At 66.8% G+C, this 15,257-nt stretch carries 9 protein-coding genes and 4 pseudogenes; 10 read left to right on the forward strand and 3 right to left on the reverse strand.

What is annotated here, in order from left to right:
* Positions 1-162 precede the first annotated feature (162 nt).
* The 10 genes and pseudogenes from QP165_RS06845 (at position 163) to QP165_RS06890 (ending at position 11,808) form a co-directional block, all read left to right on the forward strand.
* Complete coding sequence (locus QP165_RS06845) at positions 163-2,679, forward strand: penicillin-binding protein 1A (RefSeq protein WP_443019359.1); 2,517 nt, start codon at positions 163-165, stop codon at positions 2,677-2,679.
* A gap of 132 nt (positions 2,680-2,811) precedes the next feature.
* Positions 2,812-3,939 carry a peptide chain release factor 2 gene (prfB, locus tag QP165_RS06850; protein ID WP_056016510.1) on the forward strand — a complete coding sequence of 376 codons (1,128 nt, stop codon included), beginning with the start codon at positions 2,812-2,814 and terminating at the stop codon, positions 3,937-3,939.
* 23 nt (positions 3,940-3,962) lie between these two features.
* Positions 3,963-4,656, forward strand: a pseudogene (locus tag QP165_RS06855) (class I SAM-dependent methyltransferase).
* 225 nt (positions 4,657-4,881) lie between these two features.
* Complete coding sequence (locus QP165_RS06860) at positions 4,882-5,676, forward strand: thymidylate synthase (RefSeq protein ID WP_333996966.1); 795 nt, start codon at positions 4,882-4,884, stop codon at positions 5,674-5,676.
* Between the two features lie 75 nt (positions 5,677-5,751).
* Entirely contained in the window at positions 5,752-6,270 is a 519-nt protein-coding gene (locus QP165_RS06865; RefSeq protein ID WP_031395906.1) for a hemerythrin domain-containing protein, read from the forward strand.
* 183 nt (positions 6,271-6,453) lie between these two features.
* Positions 6,454-6,917, forward strand: a pseudogene (locus QP165_RS06870) (dihydrofolate reductase).
* Positions 6,918-7,003: 86 nt separating this feature from the next.
* A pseudogene (locus QP165_RS06875) lies at positions 7,004-7,926 on the forward strand (bifunctional riboflavin kinase/FAD synthetase).
* Positions 7,927-7,998: 72 nt separating this feature from the next.
* Positions 7,999-10,905, forward strand: coding sequence for an isoleucine--tRNA ligase (gene ileS, locus QP165_RS06880; RefSeq protein WP_333994700.1), 2,907 nt, complete (start codon positions 7,999-8,001; stop codon positions 10,903-10,905).
* Positions 10,898-11,402 (forward strand): annotated as a pseudogene (lspA, locus tag QP165_RS06885) (signal peptidase II). Before ileS ends, lspA begins: the two are co-directional and overlap by 8 nt.
* Entirely contained in the window at positions 11,395-11,808 is a 414-nt protein-coding gene (locus tag QP165_RS06890; protein WP_056016529.1) for a DUF3035 domain-containing protein, read from the forward strand. The pseudogene lspA and the gene QP165_RS06890 overlap by 8 nt, the downstream one beginning before the upstream one ends.
* Positions 11,809-12,019: 211 nt before the next feature.
* Here the strand turns inward: QP165_RS06890 and QP165_RS06895 are convergent, their stop codons facing one another.
* The 3 genes from QP165_RS06895 to sseA all read right to left on the reverse strand — a co-directional run bounded on the left by QP165_RS06895 (position 12,020) and on the right by sseA (position 15,181).
* Positions 12,020-12,868, reverse strand: a complete 849-nt coding sequence (locus QP165_RS06895) for a TorF family putative porin (RefSeq protein WP_056016532.1) — start codon at positions 12,866-12,868, stop codon at positions 12,020-12,022.
* A 262-nt stretch (positions 12,869-13,130) separates the two neighbouring features.
* Positions 13,131-14,396 (reverse strand): cystathionine beta-lyase, encoded by a 1,266-nt coding sequence (gene metC / locus QP165_RS06900; RefSeq protein ID WP_443019269.1) that lies wholly within the window; start codon positions 14,394-14,396, stop codon positions 13,131-13,133.
* Positions 14,339-15,181: a 3-mercaptopyruvate sulfurtransferase gene (sseA, locus tag QP165_RS06905; protein ID WP_333994709.1), complete on the reverse strand. Its 843-nt coding sequence runs from the start codon at positions 15,179-15,181 to the stop codon at positions 14,339-14,341. Before sseA ends, metC begins: the two co-directional genes overlap by 58 nt.
* Positions 15,182-15,257: the final 76 nt, after the last annotated feature.

The raw sequence follows: 15,257 nt of genomic DNA on the forward strand, positions 1-15,257 counted from the left end.
GAGCAGGCGTTTCCCTTTCCTCCCCCTCCGTCAGGCTAAAGCCTGCCACCTCCCCCTTGCGGGGGAGGATAGTTTGCGACACCCGGCTGGATGGCGAAGCACCCACGCGGCACCGAAGGCTGGCAAGCGCTCGCGAACCTGCTAGATGCGGCGCCAGTATTTATGGCGTCCGATCCTTCCCCCACTCCGACGACGGCGATCCGCCGTACCACCGACAGGTTGCGGGGCGGGTTCGCACGCGCCTGGGCCAGCCGTTGGACCAAGGCGGCGCTCGCGCTGTTCGGGGCGGGGCTGATCGCGATCTTCGCCTTCTGGCTGATCGTGGTGCGCGATCTTCCCTCGGTCGATACGCTGCGCACCTATGAGCCGCCGCTGCCGACCAACGTGCGCGGCATCGATGGCGCGCCGATCCACAGCTATGCGCGCGAACGCCGGGTCGAACTGAGCTTCGCCGAATATCCGCCGATGCTCGTCAACGCGTTCCTCGCGGCCGAGGACAAGTCGTTCTTCGAGCATCACGGCGTCGATTATCCCGGGCTCGCCGGCGCGGTGTATGACTATGTGTCCAAGATCGGCAGCGGCCGCCGCGCGCGCGGTGGATCGACGATCACCCAACAGGTTGCCAAGAACCTGTTGATCGGCAATGCCTATTCGCCATCGCGCAAGCTGCGCGAAGCGGTGCTGGCCTACAAGATCGAGGATACGCTGACCAAGCAGCAGATCCTCGAGCTCTATCTCAACCAGATCGCGCTGGGGCGAAACGCGTTCGGGGTCGAGGCCGCGAGCCACGCCTATTTCGACAAGGATCTGGGCCAGCTCGACCTCGCGCAAATGGCGTATCTGGCGATCCTGCCGAAGGGGCCGTCCAACTACGATCCGGCACGCTATGCCGAACGCGCGATGATCCGGCGCAACTATGTGCTCGACCGGATGCTGCAGAACGGCTTCATCACGCGTGCGCAGTTCAGCGAAGCCAATGCCCAGCCGCTGGGCACGGTGATGCGCCGGACGCCCAAGTTCGAAAGCGTCGGCGGCTATTTCGTCGAGGAGGTCCGCCGCCAGCTGATGGCCAAGTTCGGCGAAAGTGCGAAGGACGGCCCGTACAGCGTCTATTCGGGCGGCCTGTGGGTGCGGACCTCGTTCGACACGCGGTTGCAGGATCTGGCGCAGCAGGCCCTGCGCGACGGACTGGTGCGGTTCGACAGCGGGCGTGGCTGGAACGGGCCGATCCGCCATGTCGACATCGAGGATGACAACTGGCTCCAGCCGTTGCTCAACAGCAATATCGCGCTCGACTATCGCGACTGGGTGGCGGCGATCGTGACGGGCAAGGACGGCAACGCCTGGAACCTCGGCTTCCGCACCGGCAAGACCGGCACGCTGCCGCGCTATGCCGCGCAGATGGCGGTGCGCGGCAAGGGCGGCAACGCGTTCGGCGCGATCAAGACGGGTGACATCATCGCGGTGGCGCCCGACGGCGGCGACTTCGCGTTGCGCGCGATCCCCAAGGTATCGGGCGCGTTCGTCGTCGAAGAGCCCGCGAGCGGCCGCGTGCTGGCGATGCAGGGCGGGTTCGACGACCGGTTGCAGGCGTTCAACCGCGCGACGCAGGCGATGCGGCAGCCGGGGTCGACGATCAAGCCGATCGTCTATTCCGCCGCGCTCGACAACGGCATGACGCCCGCGTCGATCATCGTCGACGGGCCGTTCTGCGTCTATCAGGGCGCACGGCTCGGGCAGAAATGCTTCCGCAACTTCGGCAATTCGCGCGGCGCCGGGCCGCACACGATGCGCTGGGGCATCGAACAGTCGCGCAACCTGATGACCGTGCGGACCGCCGCGCAGACCGGCATGCCGAAGGTCGTCGCCACCATCAAGAAGATGGGCGTCGGCGACTATGCGCCCTATCTCTCGTTCGCGCTGGGCGCGGGCGAGACGACGGTGGGGCGGATGGTCAACGCCTATTCGATCCTCGCGAACAACGGCAAGGGCGGGCCGCCGTCGCTGATCGACTTCGTCCAGGATCGTCACGGCAAGGTGATCTGGCCCGAGAACTGGCGCGCCTGCGACCGCTGCAACGCCCCCGACTGGGACGGCAAGCCGATGCCGCGCCCGGTCACGCGCCAGCGCCAGGTGCTCGACGCGATGACCGCGTACCAGATGGTCCACATCACCGAAGGCGTCGTCCAGCGCGGCACCGCGGTGACGCTGCGCGATCTCGACCGGCCGATGTTCGGCAAGACCGGGACCAACAATGGCCCGACCGACGTGTGGTTCATCGGCGGCACGCCGCAGTTCGTCGGCGGGCTGTATATCGGCTTCGACACGCCGCGGAACCTGGGTGGCGCCGCGCAGGGCGGCACGCTCGCCGCGCCGATCTTCAAGCAGTTCGCGGTCAAGGCCTATGAGGATCTGCCCAAGCTGCCGTTCCGCGCGCCTGCGGGGATCCGCATGGTCCGGATCGATCGCGGCAGCGGGCGGCCGGTCTATGGGACCTGGCCCAACACCGACGATCCGAAGCCCGCGGTGATCTGGGAGGCGTTCAAGCCCGAGAGCGAACCGCGGCGTGCCGCGCGCCGTGCAGGCCCCGCCCCGGCCGCTGCCGCGACGGTCGCCGTGAAAAAGGCCGAAGCCCCGCGCGACAGCGATTTCTTGCAAAGAGAAGGCGGAATCTACTAGCGCGCTTATATAGACGTCATCGCACATCAATCCGTCATTCCGGCGAAAGCCGGGATCTCGTGGTAAGGGAGGACACTCCTCGCCGCAGGAGATGCCAGCATTCGCTGGCATGACGAAGACCGGAGAATACCCATGCGCGCCGAAGCGCAGGCTCACGTAGACACCATCAAAGACGCGCTGGCCTTGCTGCGCCGCTTCCTCGACTGGGACCGCGCGCTGCGTCGTCTCGACGAGCTGAACGCGCGCGTCGAGGATCAGGCGCTCTGGTCCGATCCCAAGGCCGCGCAGGAGGTGATGCGCGAGCGTCGTCGCCTCGACGAGGCGATCGGTGCGACTCGCGCGATCGAGAGCGAGCTGGCGGACACGTCCGAGCTGATCGAGATGGCCGAGGCCGAGGGCGACACCGCGATGGAGGCGGACGGCGTCGCCGCGCTCGCCGAACTTGCCGCGCGCGCCGACAAGGACAAGATCAAGGCGCTGCTCGCGGGCGAGGCCGATGGCAACGACACCTATATCGAGGTGAACGCCGGCGCCGGCGGCACCGAGAGCCAGGACTGGGCGGGCATGCTCAGCCGGATGTATTCGCGCTGGGGCGAACGCCACGGGCTGAAGGTCGAACTGATCGACCAGCATTCGGGCGAGCAGGCGGGGATCAAGTCCGCCACGCTGCTGCTCAAGGGCGAGAACGCGTACGGCTATGCCAAGACCGAGAGCGGCGTCCACCGCCTCGTCCGGATCAGCCCCTACGACTCGGCCGCGCGTCGCCACACCTCGTTCGCCAGCGTCTGGGTCTATCCGGTCGTCGACGACAATATCGAGGTCGAGTACAACGAAAGCGATCTGCGCATCGACACGTACCGCGCGAGCGGAGCGGGCGGGCAGCACATCAACACGACCGATTCGGCGGTGCGCATCACGCACATCCCGACCGGCATCGTCGTGCAGTGCCAGAACCAGCGGTCGCAGCACAAGAACAAGGCCGAGGCGTATAATCAGCTCCGCGCGCGTCTGTACGAGCGCGAACTGGCGATCCGTGAGGCCGCCGCCAATGCCGAGAATGCGGGCAAGACCGATATCGGCTGGGGTCACCAGATCCGGTCCTACGTGCTGCAGCCGTACCAGATGGTGAAGGACCTGCGCACGGGCGTCGTCTCGACCAGTCCCTCGGACGTGCTCGACGGCGATCTCGAGCTGTTCATGGCGGCGGCGCTGTCGCAGCGCGTGACCGGCGAGGCTGTCGAGGTGGAGGACGTCGATTGACGCTGAGGGATGCCCTCGTCCTGATGCTGTCGCCGGTGTTCCTGCTTGCGGCCTGCGACGGTAGCAAGCCGCTGATCAAGCGCGAGCCGAAGGAACCCGTGTTCCCCGCCGCCGACCGTCCGGTCGCGTCGATCGTGTCGTCGCGCTGGTCCAACGAAGAGGCACGCGATCGGCTGAACGAAGCCGGCGAGGTCATGAACAAGGCCGACATCCGCAAGGGCATGACCGTCGCCGACATCGGCGCGGGCGAGGGCTATTACACGATCCGCATGGCCGCGCGCGTCGGCAAGGAAGGCCGTGTGCTGGCGGAGGACATCGTCGCCAACGTCCGCGACCAGCTGGCGGAACGCGTCGCGCGCGAGGATCTGGCCAATGTCAGCGTGAAGCTCGGCGAGCCGAACGACGCGAAACTGCCCGAAGCGAGTTTCGACCGCGTGCTGATGGTGCACATGTACCACGAGATCGAGCAGCCCTATGAATTCCTCTGGCGGCTCCGGCCATCGCTGAAGCCGGACGGGCTGGTCGTCGTCGTCGATGCCGACCGCCAGACGCAGAACCACGGCACCCCCTGCGCTGTTGAAGTGTGAATTCGCCGCGGTCGGCTATACCGAGGTCGATACCGACGCCATGCCCTCGGCGGGCGGCTACATCGCCACCTTCCGCGCGACGGGCCCGCGCCCTGCCCCGGACGCGATCCGCGCCTGTCGGCTGCGCTGACGCGCTGCCCGTCGTCGTGACGGCGCGGCTCCCCCTTCCGTCATCCTGACGAAGGTCAGGATCCAGAGCCACAGGCGGCACGGTCCTAACCCTGGATCCTGACTTTCGTCAGGATGCCGGCGACCTCAGCCTGTCCCGACCGTCACGCAACGCCTCGTCACCCGACAAACGCACGCCAACGACATTCCCTTGAGCCCGGGCGCGCACCCGACTACGCCCGCCGCCATGCGCCAGTATCTCGACCTCATGGACCGCGTGCTCTCGACCGGCGTCGAGACGATGGACCGCACCGGCACCGGCACGCTGAGCGTCTTCGGCGCGCAGATGCGCTTCGATCTCGCCGCGGGCTTCCCCGTGCTCACCACCAAGAAGCTCCACCTCCGCTCGATCATCGTCGAGCTTTTGTGGTTCCTGCGCGGCGACACCAACGTCCGCTGGCTGCAGGAGCGGAAAGTCGCGATCTGGGACGAATGGGCGAACGAGAACGGCGATCTCGGCCCGGTCTATGGCAAGCAGTGGCGTGACTGGGCGACTGCCGACGGCCGCCACATCGACCAGATCGCCGAGCTGATCGACCAGATCAGGACCAACCCCGCCTCGCGCCGCCAGATCGTCAGCGCGTGGAATCCGGGCGACCTGCACGCGATGGCGCTCGCGCCGTGCCACTGCCTGTTCCAGACGCATGTCGCGAACGGCAAGCTTTCGCTGCAATTGTACCAGCGCTCGGGCGACATCTTCCTCGGCGTGCCGTTCAACATCGCCAGCTACGCGCTGCTCACGCATATCCTCGCGCAGCAATGCGGGCTCGAGGTCGGCGAGTTCATCTGGACCGGCGGCGATTGCCACCTCTATGCGAACCATCTCAAGCAGGCACGACTGCAACTGAGCCGCGACCCCGGCCCGCTCCCGCGACTCGAGATCGTGCGCAAGCCGGACTCGATCGACGCGTACGAGTATGAGGATTTCGTGCTCCACGACTATGTCGCGCAGCCGCACATCAAGGCGCCCGTAGCCGTCTGAACCGATAGCGAATCGCAATAGGAACTCGCAGCGTCATACCCGGTTGACCGTCCGAACCTATTCGGAAGGCCTATCATGGACATCACCCAGCTCATCCTCGACGAACACGCGCAGCAGCGTGCACTGTTCGCGCAGATCGACAGCATCGACGCCAAGGACACCGAGGCGCTGTCGGCGCTGTGGACGCGCCTCAAGAACCTGCTCGACGCGCATGCCGAGGCGGAAGAGCGCTTCTTCTACCCGCGCCTCATGAAGATCGGCACCGGCGGCAACGACGCCGACTCGGCGGCCGAGGAGACCGAGGACGCGATCGAGGATCACAACGACATCCGCGAGACCGGCGAGGCGGTCGACAAGCACCCGGTCGGCTCGGACGCGTGGTTCGAGGCGGTCGGCGAATGCAACAAGGCCAACAGCGATCACCTCGCCGAGGAAGAGCGACAGGGCCTGACCGACTTCCGCAAGCATGCGACGCTCGAAGAGCGGCATGAGCTCGGCGTCCGGTTCGCGGCGTTCGAGGCGAACCACCTGAACGGCGTGAAGGTCGTCGAGAAGGACCCCGAGGCGTACGTCAAGGAACACGCCCCGAACTGATCCCTGTTTCACCACCCCGGCGAAGGCCGGGGCCCAATTGGCAAGGTCGAAGTAACGGAGCGCCGCGCTCGTCATCGACGTTCCCCAATTGGGCCCCGGCCTCCGCCGGGGAGGAGTTAAGGGCCGGGCTGCCTCCCCACACGCGGAAGTAGCCCCCAGCCCCCGATCCGGCATGATAGCCGCATGATCACCTTCTACCTCGCCCGCGCCAGCAACGGTGTCATCGGCCGCGACGGCCAGCTCCCCTGGCGGCTCCCCGCCGATCTCAAGCGCTTCAAGGCGCTGACGATGGGCAAGCCGATGGTGATGGGGCGCAAGACGTTCGAGAGCTTCCGCAGCCCCTCCCCGGCCGCCGCCACATCGTCCTCACGCGCGGCCACTGGCACGCCGACGGCGCGGAGGTTGCGCACTCGATCGACGAAGCGCTCGCGATCGCGGGCGACGAGGTCGCGGTCATCGGCGGCGCGCAGATCTATGCGCAGTTGCTCCCCCATGCCGACCGGATCGAACTCACCGAAGTGCACGCCGAGCCCGAAGGCGACGCGATCGTCCCCGCGTTCGACGGCTGGCGCGAGATCGCGCGCGAGGATCACCCCGGCGAAAAGCAGCGCCCACCCTTCAGCTTCGTCACGCTCACCCGCCGCTGAAGACTGTTGTCCCGCAAAGGCGGCGCGGGCGGGCAAGCGTAAGGAGGGACTATCGTCCTCCGCGGCGTCTGGGTACTGACCCGTCCATGCAACGGCTCGACGGTGGCGCATCCATCCCTTCGTATCTGGCGGACGGGATCGTGGCGCTGGGTAATTTCGACGGATTCCATCTCGGTCACCAGGCGGTGGTCGCGCGCGCGATCGCGTGGGCGAAGGCCGAGGGTCGCCCCGCGCTGGTCGCGACATTCGACCCGCATCCGGTCCGCCATTTCCGTCCCGCTACGCCCCCTTCCGCCTCACCACGCTCGACCAGCGCGAGCGGCTGTTCGCAGACGCAGGCGCCGATGCGATGGTGGTGTTCCATTTCGACGGCGATCTCGCCGCGCTGACCGCCGAGCAGTTCGTCGCCGACCGGCTCGAACGCAATCTGCGGATCGGCGGCGTGGTGACGGGCGAGGACTTCACCTTCGGCCATGCCAAGAGCGGCACCGTCCACACGCTCGCCGCGCGCGGCCCGGTCCACGGATTCCGCGCGGAAACCGTCGGCGCGGTCGCGCTGGATGGCGAGACGGTGTCCTCGACCCGGATCCGCGAGGCGCTGCGCGCCGGCGACATGGCGACCGCGACGCGGCTGCTCACCCGCCCGTTCGCGATCGAGGGCGTGGTGCAGCACGGCGACAAGCTCGGCCGCACGATCGGCTATCCGACTGCGAACATCGACATGGGCAAGTATCTGCGTCCCGCCTACGGGATCTATGCGGTGACCGGGCAGCTGGAGGACGGTCGCGTCCTGAAGGGCGCCGCCAATCTCGGCATCCGCCCGAGCTTCGATCCGCCCAAGGAATTGCTCGAGCCGCATTTCTTCGATTTCGCCGAAGACCTGTACGGCCGCCGCATCGAGGTCTCGCTGATCGAATATCTCCGCCCGGAGGCGAAGTTCGACGGCCTCGACCCGCTGATCGCGCAGATGGATGCCGATTGCGCGCGGGCACGGGCGATTCTGCGCTAGGCATCGAAGCCGCAAGCCGCGCTGGAGGGGGATGGCAACGTGTCCTCCGCTCGGCTACAGCCCGGCCCACTTATGACCGATACTCCTGCGCCCGCCCGCGATTACCGCGACACCGTCTTCCTGCCGAAGACCGACTTCCCGATGAAGGCGGGCCTCGCCGCCAAGGAGCCGGCGATCCTCAAGCGCTGGGCGAAACTCGGCATTTACGACCGGCTGCGCGAACAGCGGCTCGGGCGCGAGCGGTTCATCCTGCACGACGGCCCGCCGTACGCGAACGGCGACATCCACATGGGTCACGCCATGAACAAGGTGCTGAAGGACATCATCGTCCGCTCGCAATCGCTGATGGGCAAGGACGCGCCCTATGTCCCCGGCTGGGACTGCCACGGCCTGCCGATCGAGTGGAAGGTCGAGGAAGCGTATCGCGCGAAGAAGCTCAACAAGGACGACGTCCCCGTCGACCAGTTCCGCGCCGAATGCCGCGCCTATGCCGAAAAATGGGTCGCCGTGCAGAAGGGCGAGTTCGAGCGTCTCGGCGTGATGGGCGACTGGGCCGATCCGTACCTCACGATGAAGTACGACGCCGAGGCGACGATCGTCGGCGAACTGCTCAAGTTCGCCGAAAGCGGCCAGCTCTACCGTGGTGCCAAGCCCGTAATGTGGTCGCCGGTCGAAAAGACCGCGCTCGCCGAGGCCGAGGTCGAGTATGAGGACATCGTCTCAACCCAGATCGACGTCGCGTTCGAGATCGTCGATGCGCCGAACGCGCCAGAACTGGTCGGCGCGCATGCGGTGATCTGGACGACGACGCCGTGGACGATCCCGGTGAATCAGGCGCTGAGCTATGGGCCTGAGATCAACTACGTAGCCGTGAAGATCAGCCATGAAGATGATCGAACTTTCTTGGTCGCAGAAGCGCTGGTTCAGACATTTATCCAACGGTTCAAACCTGTTGATCTTGAAGATACCGGCGCAACCGCTGGCATCTTCTGGGAAGGCAAGGGCTCGCAACTCGAAGGCGCCACCGCACGCCACCCGATGCACGCACTCGGCGGCTTCTTCGCAAAGCCGCGCCCGTTCCTCCCCGGCGAGTTCGTCACGACCGACGCGGGCACCGGGCTCGTCCACATGGCGCCGGACCACGGCGAGGACGATTTCGAGCTCTGCAAGCAATATGGCATCGATCCGGTCTTCGCGATCGACGGCGCAGGCATGTACCGTGCCGACTGGGCCTGGCTCGGCGGGCAAGGGTCGGTCATCAACAAGAAGTTCGTGGCCGCCGACGGCCCGATCTGCAGCGACCTGCGCGCGGCCGGCGCGCTGCTCGCGGCGAGCGACGACTTCAAGCACAGCTACCCGCATTCGTGGCGCTCGAAGGCCAAGGTGATCTTCCGTGCGACGCCGCAATGGTTCATCCCGATGGATGCGGCCACGCCTCCCTCTCCCCTCCGGGGAGAGGGTCGGGGTGAGGGGCAGCCAAGCAGCGCTGCGCCCGGAACGGCCCCTCACCCCAGCCCTCTCCCCGACGGGGAGAGGGAGCAAGACGGCAACGGCGCCACGCTCCGCGAAATCGCGCTCGACGCGATCGCCGCGACCAGCTGGATCCCCGCGCGTGCGGAAAACCGGATCACGTCGATGGTGCAGGGCCGCCCCGACTGGGTCATCTCGCGCCAGCGCGCCTGGGGTGTCCCGATCGCATTGTTCGTCAACCGCGCCACGGGCCAGTATCTCAACGACCCCGCGGTCAACGCGCGCATCGTCGAAGCCTTCCGCCAGAACGGCGCGGACGCCTGGTATGCCGACGACCACCAGGCGCTGCTCGGCCCCGACTACGCGCTCGCCGATTATGAGGTCGTGAAGGACATCCTCGACGTCTGGTTCGATTCGGGCTGCACGCACGCCTTCACCGTCGAGGCGCGTTACGGCGAAGGCACCCGCGCGAATCTCTATCTCGAAGGCTCGGACCAGCATCGCGGCTGGTTCCAGTCGAGCTTGCTCGAAAGCTGCGGCACGCGTGGTCGCGCGCCGTACGACGCGGTCCTCACGCACGGCTTCGCGCTCGACGGCCAGGGGCGGAAGATGTCGAAGAGCCTCGGCAACGTCGTCGATCCGCTCAAGATCATCGGCGAGAGCGGCGCGGACATCCTGCGCATGTGGGTCGCTTCCACCGACTATTTCGACGACGTGAAGATCGGCAAGGAGGTGCTCGCCACCGCCTCCGACGCATATCGCAAGCTGCGCAACACGTTCCGCTACATGCTCGGCGCGCTCGAAGACTTCGACGAGTCGGAGCGCGTCGCGGTCTCCGACATGCCCGAGCTCGAGCGCTACGTGCTCCACCGCCTCGGCATGATCGACACCGAACTGCGCCAGGCCGCCGAGGCGTATGAGTTCAACCGCTACACGCGCCTGCTGACCGACTTCGCGAACGAGGATCTGTCCGCGTTCTTCTTCGATATCCGCAAGGATTCGCTCTATTGCGACGCGCCGACCGACATCAAGCGCCGGTCATACCGCACGGTGCTGGACGTGTTGTTCCACGCGCTGGTCCGCTACGCAGCACCGGTGCTGTGCTTCACCACGGAAGAAGTCTGGCAGGCCCGCTTTCCGAGCGATGACAGCTCGGTGCACTATCTTGAATGGCCGTCGCTCCCGTCGCTCGACGCGGACGACGTGATCGGCAGCAAATGGCGCAAGATCCGCGACCTCCGCGTCGCCGTTACCGAGGCGATCGAGCCGCTGCGCCGCGAGAAGACGGTTCGCTCCAGCCTTGAGGCCGAAGTCACCGTTCCTGCAATGCTGCTCGACGCCGATGCGCTGGCCGAGGCGTTTATCGTCGCCAAGGTCACGCCGGGCGACGCGGTCACCGTGACGCGCACCGACTTCCACAAGTGCGGCCGCTGCTGGCGCCACCTCCCCGAGGTGACGGTCGATGGCGAGCTGTGCGATCGTTGCGAAGAGGTCGTGGCGCATGCGTAACCTGCCCAAGGCCGGCTTTGCAGCCGCGATCGTCCTCTTCCTCGCCGACCAGCTCAGCAAATGGGCGGTGACGAAGCCGCTCGGGATCGATCTCGCTCGGCGATGCGCGGACGATCACCTCGTTCTTCGACCTGCGGTTCGTGCCCAATATCGGCATCTCGCTCGGGCTGCTGCCCGCCGACGGCCACCTGACGCGCTGGGCGCTGGTGCTGCTGACGGGTGCGATTTCGGTCGGCGTCGCGGTGTGGATGACGCGCGAGAAGAACCCCGCCGATCAGATCGCGCTCGGCTTCGTGCTCGGCGGCGCGGTCGGCAATATCCTCGACCGGATCCGGCTCGGTTATGTCGTCGATTTCGCCGATCTGCATATCGGCGAATGGCGTCCGTTTTTGGTCTTCAATGTCGCCGATGCAGCGATTACTGTCGGCGTGCTCGTCCTGCTTGTCCGGGCGCTGCTCGTGCGCGAGAAGCCCCCTGTGGAGAATTCCCATGCGTAAGTTTGTGCCCCTGGCTGCCGGTCTGGCGAGCGTCGTGTTGCTGTCCGGTTGCGGCGCCGGCAAGAGCCTCGATCGCGCGCGCCCGGACGAGTTCGCGGTCGCGCGTCAGGCGCCCCTCGTGATCCCGCCCGACTTCGCGCTGGTCCCGCCGCAGCCGGGCGCCGCGCGCCCGCAGGATACCGCCGCCAACGCACAGACGCTCGACGCGCTGTTCGGCGGCACGGCAGCGCGCAGTGCCGCCGAAGCCGGCGTCATCGGCGAGGCGGGGCAGAACAATGCCGACCCCGGCATCCGTTCGACCGCAGGCGATCCGGGCACGACGGTGGTCGACAAGGGTTCGACGACCCGCGACATCGTCGCTGCGCCCGAGGGTGACGGTCAGGACGCACGCGCTTCGGCAAACTGATCGGGACATACCGGCACACGTGAAAAAGGGCGGCCCCGCGAGGAGCCGCCCTTTTCATGTGTCCGGCGTCCCGTGCAATCGCACTGGTCGGTCACCCCGCAAGACGAGGGTTACTTGCCAGAGCGACCGCCCCCGCCCCCGCGGAACACCCCATCCGACGACGGGGTGCCGCTATGAGGGGGCGCGACGTACCTTATGCGTGGTCGTGCATTCAGAACGCCGCGGTGAGCGATACGACGACCTTGCCCCCGGCGATCGAGCCGACACCGTCCTGGCCACGACTGAAGCTCGGCTGGAGATAGGCGGATTCGCCCTTGCCGATGTCGGTATCGACATAGGCCACGCCGAGCGTCAGCGGGGTCGTCGGGATCACATAGTCGGCGCCGAACAGCCAGTCGAAATACTCGCCGGTCGGCGACACGCTGGTCGCGAACGGGCCAAGGCCCTTGTTGCCGTTCGAATAGCCGACATGCGCCTTCACGGTCAGCCCGGTGTCCGGAATACCGCTGCTGACATCGCCCCAGAGATAGAGGTTGTCATCCTTGGCATTGACCCGGTCGTAGACGCCGTTCGCCGCCGAGGTGCCGTTCGTGTACCAGGGACCAAGCGCCTGCTGCTTGGGCGCGTAAGCGACGCCGGCGAGCAGTGCGACGGGGCCGACGGTGCCCGACAGCTTGGCATAAGGCTCGATGAAGTCGGTATTGTCGAACCCGGCGGGATACATGTACCAGGTCGCACCGACGTCGAGCGCGCCGCCGCCGACGGGAACCTTGTACCCCGCGATCAGGTCGAGCTCCATGTTGGCACCGCCGAACGTACCCCAGCCCGAGAGGTTGGACCCCCAAGTGCCGATGTAGATCCCGCTTTCATGCGCGATCGTGATGCCGCCCTGTACGGCCAGATTTTCGTCCGACTGCGATACGCCGCGAAAGCGGTAATCGCTGACGAGACCGACCGAGCCAGACACGGTCACCGGCTTTGGCGGCGCGGTGTCCTGGGCAAAGACGGGCGTGGCGGCGGCCAGCGCAACGCCGCCGAGGAGAAGAGTGGAGAAGCGCATCGTTTCCCTTTCGAAACCGGAAGTCGATGTCCCCGCCTGCAACCGCGGACGCCATGTCTATCGAGGCGAAGCCTCCGAGCCTGGTCTTTCCTGCGGTGACCAATCTGTGACAGCGCATGGTGCGGCGCACAAGGTATATTGCGTACGGCCCAGCATTGACGCGCATATGTTGCGCAATCACCACACTCTACCTTAGTTTATCATATTATATCGCGTCCCCGGCTCTGATGGGCGCACCCCGCTCGCACGAGGCTCCAATCGCCTAGGCCAGCGCCTGACGGTACGCGGCAAGGCCGGCGTCGAGGTCTGCGATCAGGTCGTCGGGGTCTTCGAGGCCGATCTGCAGACGAACCATCGGGCCTGCCGCCTCGCGCCGCGTGACGCTGCGATAGCGGTGCGGATCCACGGGGATGGCAAGGCTTTCGAATCCGCCCCAGCTGTAGCCGATCCCGAACAATTGCAGCGTGTCGATCAACGCGGCGCGGGCAACGTCGCTCCCGCCGTTCAACGCGAACGAGAAGAGTCCGCTCGATCCCTTGAAGTCACGCGCGAAGATCGCGTGTCCGGGACAGTCGGGAAGCGCGGGGTGCAGGACCTGCGCAACCTCGGGACGCGAACGAAGCCACGCCGCGATTCGGAGCGCACTCGACTGATGCTGCGCGAGACGGACCGCCATCGTTCGCAGCCCCCGACTGCCGAGCCAGCAGTCGTCGGGGCTCGCGACCTGCCCGAGCTGGAAGCTCGTCTCGCGAAGCCGTGCGAAATGACCCGCGCCCGCGGTTACCGACCCGAGCATGACGTCCGAATGACCGACGACATATTTGGTCCCCGCAAGGATCGTCAGGTCGACACCGTGCTGGATCGCCGGGAAAAACAGCGGTGTCGCCCATGTGTTGTCGAGCAATGTCGTGACGCCGCGCGCGCGCGCCGCCGCGACGATCGCGGGGACGTCCTGCACCTCGAACGTCAGCGAACCGGGGCTTTCCATGAAGATCGCCCGGGTCCTGTCGCCAATGAGGTCGGCGATCCCCGCGCCGATCAGCGGGTCGTAAAAGCGCGTGGTGATGCCGAACCGCTTGAGCAGCCCGTTCGCCATCCCGCGCGTCGGATCATAGGCGCTGTCCACCAGCAGGAGTTCGTCGCCCGGCGACAGCACGGACAGCAACGCCGCAGCAATCGCGGCGACACCCGAGCAATAGAGGAAGGTCCCCTCCGCGCCCGGCTCGAGCGAGGTCAGCGCGTCGGCAAGGCTCCATTGCGTCGGCGTGCCCTTGCGCCCGTAAAAGAGCCTGTGGTGCGTGTCGCGCGTCGCACTGTCGCGCAGGTGCGCGACCGAGTCGTACAGGATCGTCGATGCGCGCCACACGGGCGGGCTGACGATCGCCCCCTCGCCGACGCCGCGTGTCCATTCGGCGCGGCGCCCCGCCAGCACGACCTTCGTGGCGTCGCCGACGCGCTTGTCCGTGTCGCTCACTGGTCGCCCCCGTCGCGGCTCACCGCCTTGGGCGTCGTGGGGTCGCCGCCCCATTCCGACCAGCTGCCATCATATAGCGCAGCATCGTGGCCGAGCAGATGCGCGCCGAAGACGAGCACCGCGGCGGTGATCCCCGACCCGCATGTCGTGACGATCGGTTTGCCAAGGTCCACCCCCGCGCTGTCGAAGGCCGCGCGCAACGCGTCCCCCGTCTTCCAGCTGCCGTCGGCGTTGAACAACGCGGTTTGCGGCAGGTTGGCCGATCCGGGAATATGGCCGGCCGCCGTGCCCGGTCGCGGATCGCCCTCGGCGCCGGTGAACCGCGCCGCGGACCGCGCATCGAGTATCTGATCCCCGCCACCATCGAGATTTGCCCTGATCTGGCCGAGGCTGCGTACCCCGCTTCGGTCTTCGGTGACCGTAAAGCGGGCCGCTCGCGGTGCCGGGATGCCCGCCTCGACATCGCGTGACTCCGCGCGCCATTTGGCGAGCCCGCCATCGAGAATCGCGACGTCGCGCGCGCCGAACAGCCGCAGCATGAACCAGGCACGCGCTGACGTATGCCAGGGCGACGTGTCGTAAATGACGATGCGATCGCCATCGCCGATCCCGAGCGCCTGCATAAGGGCGCCGAATTTCTCGGCCGAGGGCAGCATGTTCGGCAAGTCGCTGGCCGTATCTCGCAATGCGGCAAGGTTCAGGAACACCGCGCCTGGAATATGCGCTGCGGAATATTCCGCGGCTGCATCGCGTCCCTCGGCATAGGTCGCGTCGACGATCCGCAGATCGGGCGCGCCCAGTTCGTTCGCCAACCACTCGGTGCTCACCAACGCGTCCATGCTGAATCCCCTGTCGTTGCCGCATCGTCTAGACAGCGATGGCGCGCGCGTCGAGCAAGCGCTGGCGTCGGGCGCA

This window comes from Sphingomonas sp. 22R3R2A-7, from assembly GCF_036856055.1.
Taxonomy (GTDB): Bacteria; Pseudomonadota; Alphaproteobacteria; order Sphingomonadales; family Sphingomonadaceae; genus Sphingomonas.

Excerpts from the sequence above, each read along its gene's own strand:
- prfB (WP_056016510.1), top strand. The coding sequence starts at position 2,812 with ATGCGCGCCGAAGCGCAGGCTCACGTAGACACCATCAAAGACGCGCTG.
- QP165_RS06865 (WP_031395906.1), top strand. The coding sequence starts at position 5,752 with ATGGACATCACCCAGCTCATCCTCGACGAACACGCGCAGCAGCGTGCA.
- metC (WP_443019269.1), bottom strand. The coding sequence starts at position 14,396 with ATGGGGCGGCGACCCCACGACGCCCAAGGCGGTGAGCCGCGACGGGGG.
- QP165_RS06890 (WP_056016529.1), top strand. The coding sequence starts at position 11,395 with ATGCGTAAGTTTGTGCCCCTGGCTGCCGGTCTGGCGAGCGTCGTGTTG.
- ileS (WP_333994700.1), top strand. The coding sequence starts at position 7,999 with ATGACCGATACTCCTGCGCCCGCCCGCGATTACCGCGACACCGTCTTC.
- sseA (WP_333994709.1), bottom strand. The coding sequence starts at position 15,181 with ATGGACGCGTTGGTGAGCACCGAGTGGTTGGCGAACGAACTGGGCGCG.
- QP165_RS06895 (WP_056016532.1), bottom strand. The coding sequence starts at position 12,868 with ATGCGCTTCTCCACTCTTCTCCTCGGCGGCGTTGCGCTGGCCGCCGCC.
- QP165_RS06860 (WP_333996966.1), top strand. The coding sequence starts at position 4,882 with ATGCGCCAGTATCTCGACCTCATGGACCGCGTGCTCTCGACCGGCGTC.
- QP165_RS06845 (WP_443019359.1), top strand. The coding sequence starts at position 163 with ATGGCGTCCGATCCTTCCCCCACTCCGACGACGGCGATCCGCCGTACC.